The following is an 11,724-nucleotide window of genomic DNA, read 5'->3' as shown; positions in this document are numbered from 1 at the left end:
ATTGTCGGTAGCTCATTGCCAGGGGGCTTTTAATCCATGCAGACGGAAATCGAAGCGCCGGGCCCTGCCGGTCCGTTGAAGGGCACGCTGTTGTCCCCGGACACCGGCGATATGCCGGTGGTGCTGATCGTGCCGGGCTCCGGCGCGACCGACAGAAATGGCAACGCGTCGAGCTGGCTTCAGGCGTCGACGTACCGGTTGCTCGCGGAAGGTTTGTGCGAAGAAGGTATCGCGTCGGTACGAATCGACAAGCGCGGCATGTACGGCAGCGCGTCGGCGATACCGGATGCCAATGATGTCGTGATCGACGACTACGCGGCGGACGTCCATTCGTGGGTAGCCGCCATCCGTGCGCGGGCAGGTGTTTCCAGCGTATGGGTGTTGGGGCACAGCGAGGGCGGCTTGGTGGCGTTGCTGGCGGCGCGGCAATCGGCCGACATTGCCGGCCTGATCTTGATTGCCGCGGCGGGGCGTCCGCTCGGGCCCGTATTGCGGCAGCAACTGCAATCGAACCCTGCAAATGCGCCGATCCTGGACAATGCAATGTCGATCCTCGATTCCCTGGAAGCGGGGGATCGGGTAGACGCAGCCAGCATCGATCCAGTACTCATGCCGTCGTTCAGGCCGCAAGTCCAGCGCTTCCTGATGAGCGAATTGACCATCGACCCGGCAGCACTGCTGGCCGATTACATGAAGCCCGTGCTGATCGTGCAAGGCGCGCGGGATATCCAGGTTGCCGTGCAGGACGCGGAACTGTTACAGCGAGCAAATCCGCAGGCCGAAATGGCACTGATCGCCGACGCCAATCACGTTCTCAAAACGGTCCGCACGGCGGATCTGCACGAAAACCTCGCTGCTTATTCGAACCCGGATCTGCCACTGGCGGACGGTGTCGTGGAGGCAGTATCGGCGTTCGTGCACAGATTTGCAGTGAGTCGGCGCTAATCTCGGTCGAATACGGTGCGATTGTCGGGGCAGCCTGTAGCGGGCTGGCAGCCGCCGGATGGCGGCGAGCGTCTGCTGTCGGGAAGCGAGCGTGACCGCATCGGCCCGTGCCGGTCACTCGCGTCAGATGCACAGATCGGTGACCATTCCTGCACCGACCGGCTCATGGGTTCGTTGATACGGCCAAGCTGTTAGAGTCGTCATTTCTTTTCGAAGGGTGCGGTGATGCGACAAGCGCTACTCGAGCTAATTCAACGGATGACAGATCGTCAGGACTTCGTTAGCTCGGACGATTCCATCTCTTGGCAGGCACATCGCGAAGCGGAACTGCTTGGCGACATGTCTCTGGTTGATGAACTCGATGTATTCCTCGGCCAGAAGCCCAAAAAGGAGCAGCGGTCTGCAGCGTACTTCATCATCGGCAAGATCGGAAAGAACTGTCTCAGCGGCGAGTGCGCGGTACGCCTGATCGAATACTCGTCCAGAGAGCCTGACAAGTATGCGCTGGCAAGTCTCCTTGATCGGCTTGCTGACATCCCGAAGCCGGGAGGCGTCGATGTCCGGCCCCTGTTTCCACTTCTCAAGGACAAGCGCTGGCTCGTGAGGCATTCCGCGATACGGTCACTCAATGGTTGCGCAAACCCCCAGGCTGAAGACGAGTTGCTGGAGATTCTCGCGACCACTTCAGATCCCTATGACGTCATCTACTGTCAATCCACGCTCAACCGGATTGGCACGTGCAAAGCGTTGCCTGCCATCACGCAGAATCTAAAGTCGCGCAAGCGCGATGTGAAGATTTCGGCTCAGGCGGCGATAGAAGCGATCCAGGCACGTGACGGCCAGCCTGTCGTGGACGCCGCCGATGGATCTGCTCCTCCTCGACGGTAACGACAGGCGATTCAATGAACGTTGCGAAACGATGTGGTCATCTATTGCGGCGGGCACCCGAATCCGTCCGCGTCCGGTAGTACTGCCAGCATTCAGGCTTTCGCCGCAGTGCCCCACGTTCAACTATCGATTGGAGCGAGCCGTTGTGTGTTGGCGACGCTCCTCCGGCTCAAAATGGAACACGGCAGTCAATCGGGAATAGGGCGACCGCACCGTGCGATTACTCCAGCTTACCCCCGCACCGCCTTCACCACATACTGACTCGTCGGCACCACGTCGATCTTGTCGAAATCGATGAAGCGCCCACAGCTGTCCATCATCTCCGCCACATTCCGCTGAAACTTCTCGTCATCGCCGACTGCATCGAAGAACGCATGCGGATCGGTCATCGCCGCAGCGGGGAAGCATTCCTCCACGATCGCGTCGTACCCCGGCGCCGCATGCGTGAGCGCCCGCACGACGACGTTCTGCACGTACAGGAAGTTATCCTGCGTATCGATCGCGACGCGCGTGTGATGCCCGTGCCACACATCGAGCCACGCTTCATGCGTCAGCCGCGGCGGACGCTTCAGAAACGCGAGCTGCGAAAAACCCGTCGTCCGCTCGCCCGGCCGCGCCGGATAGCGCGTATTTGGAATCGGCTGCGACTCGGTAACGAGATACGCCGCCATGTGCGGGACCACGGCGCGCACCGCGTCGTCGAACGGCTGACGGAACATCGCATTCGCGCTATCGACCCACACCGCGACGATCCCGTCGATGCCAGGATGCGTGTTGGTCTGCTTCAAGCCGGCGGCCGGCGCGACATCCGCATCGGCGACGTTCACCTGCACGCCGTGCGCCCCGAGCGACAGCAGCTTGTCGGCGAGCTGCGCGCGCACCGTGCGGCTCCACTGATCGGGCGCGGCCTGCGTATCGCGCCACAACACATAAATGATTTTCTCCATTGCTCCGGCTCCAGAGGGGAATGACAGGATCGGCGGCATTGCCGCCGGGATTCAGGAAGCGGTTTCAGGCGATCCGGCCGCCTGGTGCGCGCCCAGCGCGAACCGGTTCGCGGTCAGCGTGAACGACGGCGGAATCGGCGACGTAACGGTTTCGAACAGCCGCTCGTGACGCATCGCGTGAATGCGCCACACGCCATCGCGTTTCACGTACTGGTCGTCGTAGAACGCGGTGCCGTGCAGCAGGTAGTTATCCTCAAGATTGATCGCGTGATCCTCGAGAAACCACACGCCGCACGCGTGATCGGCCGAGACCAGCGTGAGCTCGGGGTGATGGCCGTGATGCATCGTCAGGAAGGTCGGCTTGCCGATCAGCGCGCGCAGGCTCGACACGAACGCGTCGCGGCCATCGTACGCATAGCGGCCGCCATACAGCCGCGCCTCGCAGTCGTCGGTCAGGCAGTCGGCAAGCAGCGCCCAGTCGTGCGTGTCGACCGCGCGGAAATACCGGTACTTCAACTGTCGGATCTGCTCGTACTCATGGAGCGTGCGGGTCGTGTCGTCCATCGCCGGGTCTCGTGGTGGTGTCGTTCGATGGTAGGAACGAAGCCGCCTGCATCACATCGTCTGTTCGGACGAATGCTGCGGACACGCGCAAACAGCGCTGTCGAAACGAATCGCGGATTTCATCCGAACGGGTGATGGCCGATGCATCGCGCGGCGGTAACGTGGCATCGACGCGGCCTTCGAACCGCGCCGGCACCGAACAAGGAGACAGGATGACCCTCATCGAATCGCTGGAAGCGCGCGTGCGCCGGCTCGAGGACGCCGACGCAATCCGCCGGCTGAAGGCGCGCTACTTCACCTGCTGCGACCGCAAGGATCCGGAAGGGATGCGCGACTGCTTCGCGCCCGGCCCCGTGCAGATCGACTACGGCCGGATCGGCACGTTCGATACACGCGACGCGCTCGTCGACGTCTTCGCGCAACTCGGCTGCCATCCGCACATCGTCGAGATGCACCACGGCGTGAATCCCGAGATCGATGTGCTCGATGCGACGCATGCACGCGGCACGTGGGGCCTGCACTACCAGATGATCGACACGAACGCGCGCACGCTCACGCAGCTCGGCGCGTACTACGACGACGAATACCGGAAGGTCGACGGCGAATGGAAGATCGCGGGCACGCGCTGCGTCGTCACGTCGACGCTGTCGGCCCGCTACGAAGGCGATGCGCCGGGCGTACTGTTCGCCGGCACGCAGCCGCCAGCCGCCTGACGCACGCGAACGCCATTTAAGTGGCGCCCAGCACATTCCACAGGAGACATCGAACATGACACAGAACCACGATGCGCCGGTCGCCGTCGTGACGGGCGCATCGCGCGGCGCGGGCAAGGGCATCGCGCGCGCGCTCGGCGCGGCCGGCATGACCGTTTATGTGACGGGCCGCTCGCAGAACGAAGGCGATGCGCCGCTGCCCGGCACGATCCACGAAACCGCGCGCGAGATCGATGCGCTCGGCGGCCGCGGAATCGCGGTGGCCTGCGACCACGCGGACGACGCCCAGGTGCAGGCGCTGTTCGAGCGTGTCGAACGCGAAAGCGGGCGGCTCGACATCCTCGTGAACAACGCGACCTACCTGCACGATCAGTTGATCCTGCCGGGCCCGTTCTGGGAGAAGTCGCTCGATCTCGTCAACATCCTCGATGTCGGGCTGCGCTCGGCCTATGTCGCGAGCTGGCACGCGGCGCGGCTGATGGCGCGCCGCCGCAGCGGGCTGATCGCGTTCACGTCGTCGTTCGGCGCGAGCTGCTACATGCACGGCGCGGCGTACGGCGCGCAGAAGTCCGGCGTCGACAAGTTCGCGAAGGACATGGCCGTCGACCTGAAGCCGTTCGACGTCGCGGCCGTGTCGATCTGGATGGGCCCGCTGCGCACCGAGCGCACGACGCGCGTGTGGGAAGAACACCCGGATCTGTACAAGGAATTCTCGCTCGTCGCGGAAAGCCCTGAATTCACGGGCCGCGTGATTCACGCGATCCACGGCGATCCGCAGCGCATGGCGCTGTCGGGGCAGGTGCTCGTCGGCGCGGAAGCCGCGCTGCGGTACGGCATCGCCGATCTCGACGGCAAGCAGCCGCCGTCGTACCGCGAACTGCTCGGCGGCCCCGTGCAGGCGCATCCGGCGATCGTCGCCTGAGGAGCACGCATGGGCATCCTGACAGGCAAGGTCGCGCTCGTGACGGGCGCGGGGCAGGGCGTCGGCCAGGGCGTCGCGCAGGCGCTCGCGGCGGAAGGGGCGCACGTCGCGGTGGTCGGCCGCACCCTCGACAAGCTGCTCGCGACCTGCGAGGCGATCCGTGCACGCGGCGGCGTGGCCGAGCCGTTCGTCTGCGACGTGATGGACGCGACGCAGATCGAGCAATGCGTCGACAACGTCGTCGCGCGGTTCGGTGGCGTGCAGATCCTGATCAACAACGCGCAGGTCGTGCCGCTCGGCCGCCTGCTCGACGTGACCGACGCGAGTTTCCTGGCGGGGCTCGAATCGGGGCCGATCGCGACGCTGCGCATGATGCGCGCGTGCCATCCGCATCTGAAGGGCGACGGCGTGATCGTCAATTTCGCGTCGTCGGCCGCGGTGCGCTGGGATGCGTCCGGCTACGGCGCGTATGCGGCGACCAAGGAGGCGATTCGTGCGCTGACGCGCGCGGCGGCCTGCGAATGGGGCGTGGACGGCATCCGTGTGAACGCGGTCGCGCCGCACGCGTTGTCGCCGGGCCTGAAAGGCTGGGTCGACGCGAATCCGCAGGAAGCCGCGGCGTTTTTCCGCACGATTCCGCTCGGCCGCGTCGGCGACTGCGAGCAGGACATCGGGCGCGCGATCGTGTTTCTGGCGAGCCGCGATGCCGCCTACCTGACGGGCGCGACGCTGCCGCTCGACGGCGGGCAGGCTTACTGGGGCTGACGGCGGGGGCCGACGGCGCGCGGTGCTTGCCGCGTGCCAATCATGAACCGGCGAGCACGCGCACGCCTGCGCGCGGCCACCGGCAAACCGGAATCGAAGCGAGGACGACATGGGTCGACTGGAAGGAAAGGTAGCGATCGTCACGGGCGGTGCGCGTGGCATGGGCGCGGCAACGTGCAGGCTGTTCGTCGCGGAGGGCGCGCGCGTCGTGATCGGCGACGTGCTCGAGGCGGAAGGCGAAGCGCTCGCGCGCGCGCTCGGCGACGCGGCGCGCTTCATGCGGCTCGACGTCGCCGACGAAGCGAGCTGGGTGCGCGTGACCGAAGCGACGATGGAGCAGTTCGGCCGGATCGACGTACTGGTCAACAATGCAGCGGTGCTGACGTTCGGCGGCATCACGGAGTTGTCTAAACGCGATTTCGAGCGCGCGGTGTCGATCAACCTCGTCGGGACGTTCGTCGGCATCCGGACCATCGCGCCGCGCATGATCGCGCAGAAAAGCGGGTCGATCGTCAACATCTCGTCGGTGGACGGGCTGCGCGGCGTGAACGCGCTGGCCGCGTACGTGTCGAGCAAGTGGGGCGTGCGCGGGCTGACGAAGGTCGCGGCGCTCGAACTCGGCCATCAGGGCGTGCGCGTGAATTCGATTCATCCGGGCGGCGTGAACACCGCGATGTCGAACCCGACCGGCGCGCCGCTCGAGGAAATCAACCAGCACTATGCGAACGTGCCGCTGCAACGCGTCGGTCTGCCCGACGAAATCGCGCGCGCGACGCTGTTCCTCGCAAGCGACGAAGCGTCGTACTGCAACGGCGCCGAACTGGCCGTCGACGGCGGGATGGCCGCAGGCGCGTATTACCCCGGATTGCCCGGCGCGCCGTTTTGAGCAGGGGCGCCTGCGGCACGCTCACGTCAGATGTTTGTGTACGCAACCTAATTCAGGGTTTGCCTGAGTAGCGAAAACGTGAATTCGTCCGACCCGCGCTCGCGTGGGCCTCACGCGGGCGCGGCGCGCCAAATTTGCCGCTTCCGCGAAACCCTTGCCGGACGGCCGTCCTGGCCGTTTCGTCCCCAAAGCGCGCGCCATGACGCTGTAAAAAGCACGCACATGCAACCGGCGTGCCGGCGCGCCGACATAGTTGTTTCTTGTTGCAACGCAACGTTTGCCGAATAACGACGATGGTATGCTGGCCGTCATGGAGTTGTACGGCAGGTTGCTTGTATGGCGAAACTCGCGTTCGCAATTACTAAAGAGACATCACCTTCTCTCGCACGCATCGCGGCATCGACGCGCGCTCCGCTCGCGCGTCCCGTCCTGCGCGCCGCCGCACCCTGCGCTCCAATCGCATCCCCCATCTCGCGGGCTCGCCCCGCAACCCCCATCCTCGCCCAATAATCTGGAGACATCCTCATGTCGCAAAACACTTTGGCCGAAGCAACACACGGCCCGCTGATCGCTCCGCCGGCTTTCGTCAAACATCGCAAGCTGATCGACTGGGTGTCGCGTATCGCGGCGCTGACGGAGCCCGAGCGCGTCGTGTGGTGTGACGGTTCGCAGGAAGAAAACGACGCGCTGTGCCAGGCGATGGTCAACCAGGGCACGCTCACGCGCCTGAACCCGGCGAAGCGCCCGAACTCGTATCTCGCGCAATCCGACCCGTCCGACGTCGCGCGCGTCGAGGATCGCACGTTCATCTGCGCGGCCTCGCGCGACGACGTCGGCCCGACCAACCACTGGATCGAACCCGCCGAAATGCGCGAGACGCTCAACGGCCTGTTCCGCGGCTCGATGCGCGGCCGCACGCTTTACGTCGTGCCGTTTTCGATGGGCCCGCTCGGCTCGCCGATCGCGCACGTCGGCGTCGAACTGTCCGACAGCCCGTATGTCGTCGTGAACATGCGGATCATGACGCGCATGGGTCGTGAGGTGTACGACGTGCTGGGCGAGGACGGCGAGTTCGTGCCGTGCGTGCACAGCGTCGGCCATCCGCTCGAAGCCGGCCAGCAGGATGTGCCGTGGCCGTGCAACCCGGTCAAGTACATCGTGCATTTCCCCGAAACGCGCGAGATCTGGAGCTTCGGTTCGGGCTACGGCGGCAACGCGCTGCTCGGCAAGAAGTGTTTCGCGCTGCGTATCGCGTCGACGATGGGCCGCGACCAGGGCTGGCTCGCCGAACACATGCTGATCCTCGGCGTGACGTCGCCGGCCGGCAAGAAGTATCACGTCGCGGCGGCGTTCCCGTCCGCGTGCGGCAAGACCAACTTCGCGATGCTGATTCCGCCGCAGGGCTTCAAAGGCTGGAAGGTCACGACGATCGGCGACGACATCGCGTGGCTGAAGCCCGGCCGCGATGGCCGGTTGTATGCGATCAACCCGGAAGCAGGCTTCTTCGGCGTCGCGCCGGGCACCGGCGTGAAGACCAACCCGAACGCGATCTCGACGCTCACCGAGAACGTGATCTTCACGAACGTCGCGCTGACGGAAGACGGTGACGTGTGGTGGGAAGGGCTGACCGACACCCCGCCCGCGAAGCTGACCGACTGGCAGGGCAACCCGTGGACGCCGGAGATCGGCAAGGAGACGGGCCGCAAGGCCGCGCATCCGAATTCGCGCTTCACGGCGCCGGCCGCGCAGTGTCCGTCGATCGACGGCGACTGGGAGAACCCGGCCGGCGTGCCGATCGATGCATTCATCTTCGGCGGTCGCCGTTCGACGACCGTGCCGCTGGTGACCGAGGCGCGCGACTGGGTCGAAGGCGTGTACATGGCCGCGACGATGGGCTCGGAAACTACCGCCGCGGCGGTCGGCCAGCAGGGCATCGTGCGTCGCGATCCGTTCGCGATGCTGCCGTTCTGCGGCTACAACGTCAGCGATTATTTCGCGCACTGGCTCAAGCTCGGCAAGCAGCTCGAAGGCGCGGGCGCGAAACTGCCGAAAATCTACTGCGTGAACTGGTTCCGCAAGGATGCGAACGGCAAGTTCGTGTGGCCGGGCTTCGGCGAGAACATGCGCGTGCTGAAGTGGATGCTGGATCGTCTCGAAGGCACCGGTGGCGGCGGCGAGCATGCGTTCGGCGTGTCACCCGCGTATGAGGACCTGCACTGGGACGGCCTCGATTTCACGCGCGATCAGTTCGATGCGGTGACGTCGATGAACGCCGATGAATGGCGCGAGGAGTTGAAGCTGCACGCGGCGCTGTTCGATATGCTGAAGCTGCGCCTGCCGGCCGAAATGACGGACACGATGAAGAAGATCGAGCAGCGCATCGGCGCCTGACGGTTCGCATTCGCATAGTCATCCTGACGTCCCGCCGCCGGCATGCATCGCCGGCGGCGGGACGTTTTTGCATCGGCCCCGCACACGCGCCGTTCGCTTACCGCGCGCGGCAATGCGCGACGACCTCGTCCACCGCGCGCTGCACGTCGCCGCGCCGGTAGCGCAGCAGCGCGCTGTCGGCCGGATCGGGCTCGTACGACACGACGTTGCCGCGCCCCGTGTAGATCGCCATGTCGGGCAGCAGCGGATGCTCCTGGTCGAGCGACGGCACGTCCTGCGGATTGCCGGCCGCGCGGAAGAAGGCCGCGAAGTAATCGGCGAAGCTGAGATTCTCGTCGCCGACGAGGTAGGCCTTGCCCGCTTCGCCGCGCTGCAACGCCCCCCAGATCGCTTCCGACAGCGATTGCGTCGAGATGAAGTTGCTGCCGCCGGCCGGCCCGAACACGGGCAGCCCCGCGAACTGGCCCTGCGCGTAGCCGGTGTACGCCGCGAACATCTCGTTGCGCAGCCCCGGCACCGACCCGACGACGAACGGCGCGTTGACACTGCACACGGCGAACGACGGCGTCGCGAGCGCACGCACGCGTTCGTCGGCGAGATGGCGCGAGCGTACGTACGGCACCGTGTCGACGAGTGCCGGCGCGACCTGCGGATAGAAGCTGCCGACCAGCACCGCACGCTTCACGCCTGCCTCGCGCGCCAGCGCGAAGAAGCGCGGCACCGCATCGACGTTCGCGCGTTCCCAGTGCGCGGCTTCGTCGGTGCCGGGCGGCAGGTGGCGGATGTCGTTGCCGGCCGCGAACACCACCGCGTCGAACGGTGCGAGGTCGTCGCGCGTGAAGTTGCCGGCCACGTAGTCGCGCAGCAGCACGTCGAACCGCGCGAGCGCGCTGCCGGGTGCGGGCGGCTTGCGCGCGGCGAGCGTGACGGGGTTGCCCTGCGCGTGCAGGTGCAGCGCGGCATGGCCGCCGATGAGGCCGGTGCCGCCGACGATCAGGATCTTCATGATGTCTCCGAAAGCGGTGCAATTGCGCCGCGTGAAATGAACAGGCGAGCGGTGCCGCTCAGAAATTGAAGCCGTTGCCCGTGACGACGGGCAGGTTGGTCCAGAAGCCGTTCGGGTCGCGATACCAGCCCGCCGCCGCGAGCGCGCCGCCGTCGACATGCAGCGTCGTGCCGGTGATCCAGGCAGCGAGCGGGCTCGCGAGGAACAGCGCGGCGCCCGCGATATCGCCGGCCGCGCCGAAGCGCCCGAGCGGGATCCAGCGCGGGATGTGCCCGTGATGCTCGGCCGCGACCATCGCGCTGACGGGCACCTGCGGCGTCTCGGTGGTTTCGGGGGCGATCTGGTTCACACGAATGCCGGCCGGCCCGAGTTCGAGAGCAAGGCTCTTCGTGAAGCCGGTCAGCGCGGCCTTGAACGACGCGTACAAGGTGCAGTTCGGAATCGCGCGAAAGCCTTCGATCGACGACACGCCGACGATGCTGCTGCCCGCGCCGCGCTTGCGCAGCAACGGCAGCATCGCGCGCGTGACGATGAAGACCTGGCGCAGGTTCACGTCGAACAGCCGTGCGATGTCGTCGTCGGTGCAGTCGTCGAACGGTTTCGCGATCTGCAGGAAATCGCCGACATTGTTGACGAGTACGTCGAGGCCGCCGAAGCGTGCGTCGACGGTGCGCGCGAATGCATCGACCTCGTCGCGACGCGTGACGTCCACGGTGCCGACGAGCGCATCGACGCCCGCCGCTTCGAGTGCCTGGCGCACGTCGTGCGCGCGGGCCGGGTCGATCTCGGCTACCGCGACGCGCGCGCCGGCCGCGCCGAACGCTTCCGCGCACGCACGGCCGATGCCCGCGCCGCCGCCGGTGACCAGCACGGTCTTGCCGGTGAATGAAATCATCGATGGACTCCTTTGAACGGGACAGCAGTGAGCCGCGTCACAGCGACGACACCAGTTGCGCGTTGTCGATCCGCAGCTCCGCACCGTTCACGAAACGCGATTCGTCGGACGCGAGGAACAGCACGAGATTCGCGACGTCCTGCGGGTCGCACATGCGCGCCATCGGATCGCTGCCGATGCCGAGCGCGGCCGGTTCGAGATCGGGCATCAGCGCCTGCGTCATCGGCGTCCAGATCCCGTCCGGATGGATCGAGTTGCAGCGGATCCGGTAGCCGCTGCGCTTGCAGTGCACGGCGACGCTGCGCGCGAGCGCCGTCACCGCGCCTTTCGACCCGGTGTACGCGCACATCATCGGCAGCCCGCCGAGCGCGGCGACCGACGACATCATCACGATCGAGCCCGGCGTGTCGTTGCCCTTCATCGCGCCGATCGCATATTGGCAGCCGAGGAAATACCCATCGGCGTTGGTACGCATCACGCGCCGCCACGTGTCGAGGCTCGTGTCCTCGATCGAACCGACCGGGCAGATCGCCGCGTTGTTGACGAGCACGTCGAGGCGGCCGAAGCGGTCGAGCGTCGATGCGATCGCGTGCTGCCAACCGGCTTCGTCGGCGATGTCGTGGCGGACGAACAGCGCCGCGTCGCCGATCTCGCGAGCGAGCGCACGGCCCGCGTCCTCGTCGATGTCGGTCAGCACGACACGCGCGCCTTCCGCGGCGAGCAGCAGCGCATCCGCGCGGCCGACGCCGCTTGCCGCGCCGGTGATCAGCGCGACCTTGTTTGCGACTCGATTCATGGTCGG

Annotated in this window: 12 protein-coding genes; 7 read left to right on the top strand and 5 right to left on the bottom strand. The window is 66.1% G+C overall.

Annotation, left to right across the window (positions count from 1 at the left end; genetic code table 11):
* Positions 1-36: 36 nt before the first annotated feature.
* Both CFB39_RS25705 and CFB39_RS25700 read left to right on the top strand, forming a co-directional pair.
* Positions 37-945, top strand: coding sequence for an alpha/beta hydrolase (locus CFB39_RS25705; RefSeq protein ID WP_089474946.1), 909 nt, complete (start codon positions 37-39; stop codon positions 943-945).
* Between the two features lie 258 nt (positions 946-1,203).
* Positions 1,204-1,833 carry a HEAT repeat domain-containing protein gene (locus CFB39_RS25700; RefSeq protein WP_179257728.1) on the top strand — a complete coding sequence of 210 codons (630 nt, stop codon included), beginning with the start codon at positions 1,204-1,206 and terminating at the stop codon, positions 1,831-1,833.
* 230 nt (positions 1,834-2,063) lie between these two features.
* Here the strand turns inward: CFB39_RS25700 and CFB39_RS25695 are convergent, their stop codons facing one another.
* On the bottom strand, positions 2,064-2,780 hold the full coding sequence (locus tag CFB39_RS25695) for an EthD domain-containing protein (protein WP_089474944.1): 717 nt from the start codon (positions 2,778-2,780) through the stop codon (positions 2,064-2,066).
* Positions 2,781-2,831: 51 nt separating this feature from the next.
* Positions 2,832-3,344, bottom strand: a complete 513-nt coding sequence (locus CFB39_RS25690; RefSeq protein WP_089474943.1) for a nuclear transport factor 2 family protein — start codon at positions 3,342-3,344, stop codon at positions 2,832-2,834.
* Positions 3,345-3,556: 212 nt separating this feature from the next.
* On the opposite strand from CFB39_RS25690, the gene CFB39_RS25685 reads away from it, so the two are divergent.
* The 5 genes from CFB39_RS25685 (at position 3,557) to CFB39_RS25660 (ending at position 9,021) form a co-directional block, all read left to right on the top strand.
* The gene (locus CFB39_RS25685; protein ID WP_089475669.1) at positions 3,557-4,057 is read left to right on the top strand and encodes a nuclear transport factor 2 family protein; all 501 of its coding nucleotides are present in this window, start codon (positions 3,557-3,559) and stop codon (positions 4,055-4,057) included.
* A gap of 55 nt (positions 4,058-4,112) precedes the next feature.
* Entirely contained in the window at positions 4,113-4,979 is an 867-nt protein-coding gene (locus CFB39_RS25680) for an SDR family NAD(P)-dependent oxidoreductase (RefSeq protein ID WP_089474942.1), read from the top strand.
* A 9-nt stretch (positions 4,980-4,988) separates the two neighbouring features.
* Positions 4,989-5,744, top strand: coding sequence for an SDR family NAD(P)-dependent oxidoreductase (locus tag CFB39_RS25675; protein ID WP_089427413.1), 756 nt, complete (start codon positions 4,989-4,991; stop codon positions 5,742-5,744).
* A 109-nt stretch (positions 5,745-5,853) separates the two neighbouring features.
* Positions 5,854-6,630, top strand: a complete 777-nt coding sequence (locus tag CFB39_RS25670; protein ID WP_089474941.1) for a glucose 1-dehydrogenase — start codon at positions 5,854-5,856, stop codon at positions 6,628-6,630.
* A 525-nt stretch (positions 6,631-7,155) separates the two neighbouring features.
* The gene (locus CFB39_RS25660) at positions 7,156-9,021 is read left to right on the top strand and encodes a phosphoenolpyruvate carboxykinase (GTP) (RefSeq protein ID WP_089474940.1); all 1,866 of its coding nucleotides are present in this window, start codon (positions 7,156-7,158) and stop codon (positions 9,019-9,021) included.
* A gap of 97 nt (positions 9,022-9,118) precedes the next feature.
* Here CFB39_RS25660 and CFB39_RS25655 read toward each other — a convergent pair whose 3' ends face one another.
* The 3 genes from CFB39_RS25655 to CFB39_RS25645 are packed head-to-tail and all read right to left on the bottom strand — an operon-like array spanning position 9,119 to position 11,718.
* Positions 9,119-10,027 carry an NAD(P)-dependent oxidoreductase gene (locus CFB39_RS25655; RefSeq protein ID WP_089474939.1) on the bottom strand — a complete coding sequence of 303 codons (909 nt, stop codon included), beginning with the start codon at positions 10,025-10,027 and terminating at the stop codon, positions 9,119-9,121.
* A 58-nt stretch (positions 10,028-10,085) separates the two neighbouring features.
* Positions 10,086-10,922 (bottom strand): SDR family NAD(P)-dependent oxidoreductase, encoded by an 837-nt coding sequence (locus tag CFB39_RS25650; protein ID WP_089474938.1) that lies wholly within the window; start codon positions 10,920-10,922, stop codon positions 10,086-10,088.
* A gap of 37 nt (positions 10,923-10,959) precedes the next feature.
* On the bottom strand, positions 10,960-11,718 hold the full coding sequence (locus CFB39_RS25645; protein WP_089474937.1) for an SDR family oxidoreductase: 759 nt from the start codon (positions 11,716-11,718) through the stop codon (positions 10,960-10,962).
* Between the last annotated feature and the right edge of the window lie 6 nt (positions 11,719-11,724).

This window comes from Burkholderia sp. AU6039 (assembly GCF_002223365.1).
In the GTDB taxonomy this organism is placed as follows: Bacteria; Pseudomonadota; Gammaproteobacteria; order Burkholderiales; family Burkholderiaceae; genus Burkholderia.
This window is presented reverse-complemented; position numbering and strand designations above follow the sequence as displayed.

Excerpts from the sequence above, each read along its gene's own strand:
- CFB39_RS25680 (WP_089474942.1), top strand. The coding sequence starts at position 4,113 with ATGACACAGAACCACGATGCGCCGGTCGCCGTCGTGACGGGCGCATCG.
- CFB39_RS25655 (WP_089474939.1), bottom strand. The coding sequence starts at position 10,027 with ATGAAGATCCTGATCGTCGGCGGCACCGGCCTCATCGGCGGCCATGCC.
- CFB39_RS25700 (WP_179257728.1), top strand. The coding sequence starts at position 1,204 with ATGACAGATCGTCAGGACTTCGTTAGCTCGGACGATTCCATCTCTTGG.
- CFB39_RS25660 (WP_089474940.1), top strand. The coding sequence starts at position 7,156 with ATGTCGCAAAACACTTTGGCCGAAGCAACACACGGCCCGCTGATCGCT.
- CFB39_RS25645 (WP_089474937.1), bottom strand. The coding sequence starts at position 11,718 with ATGAATCGAGTCGCAAACAAGGTCGCGCTGATCACCGGCGCGGCAAGC.
- CFB39_RS25650 (WP_089474938.1), bottom strand. The coding sequence starts at position 10,922 with ATGATTTCATTCACCGGCAAGACCGTGCTGGTCACCGGCGGCGGCGCG.
- CFB39_RS25705 (WP_089474946.1), top strand. The coding sequence starts at position 37 with ATGCAGACGGAAATCGAAGCGCCGGGCCCTGCCGGTCCGTTGAAGGGC.
- CFB39_RS25670 (WP_089474941.1), top strand. The coding sequence starts at position 5,854 with ATGGGTCGACTGGAAGGAAAGGTAGCGATCGTCACGGGCGGTGCGCGT.
- CFB39_RS25695 (WP_089474944.1), bottom strand. The coding sequence starts at position 2,780 with ATGGAGAAAATCATTTATGTGTTGTGGCGCGATACGCAGGCCGCGCCC.
- CFB39_RS25690 (WP_089474943.1), bottom strand. The coding sequence starts at position 3,344 with ATGGACGACACGACCCGCACGCTCCATGAGTACGAGCAGATCCGACAG.
- CFB39_RS25685 (WP_089475669.1), top strand. The coding sequence starts at position 3,557 with ATGACCCTCATCGAATCGCTGGAAGCGCGCGTGCGCCGGCTCGAGGAC.
- CFB39_RS25675 (WP_089427413.1), top strand. The coding sequence starts at position 4,989 with ATGGGCATCCTGACAGGCAAGGTCGCGCTCGTGACGGGCGCGGGGCAG.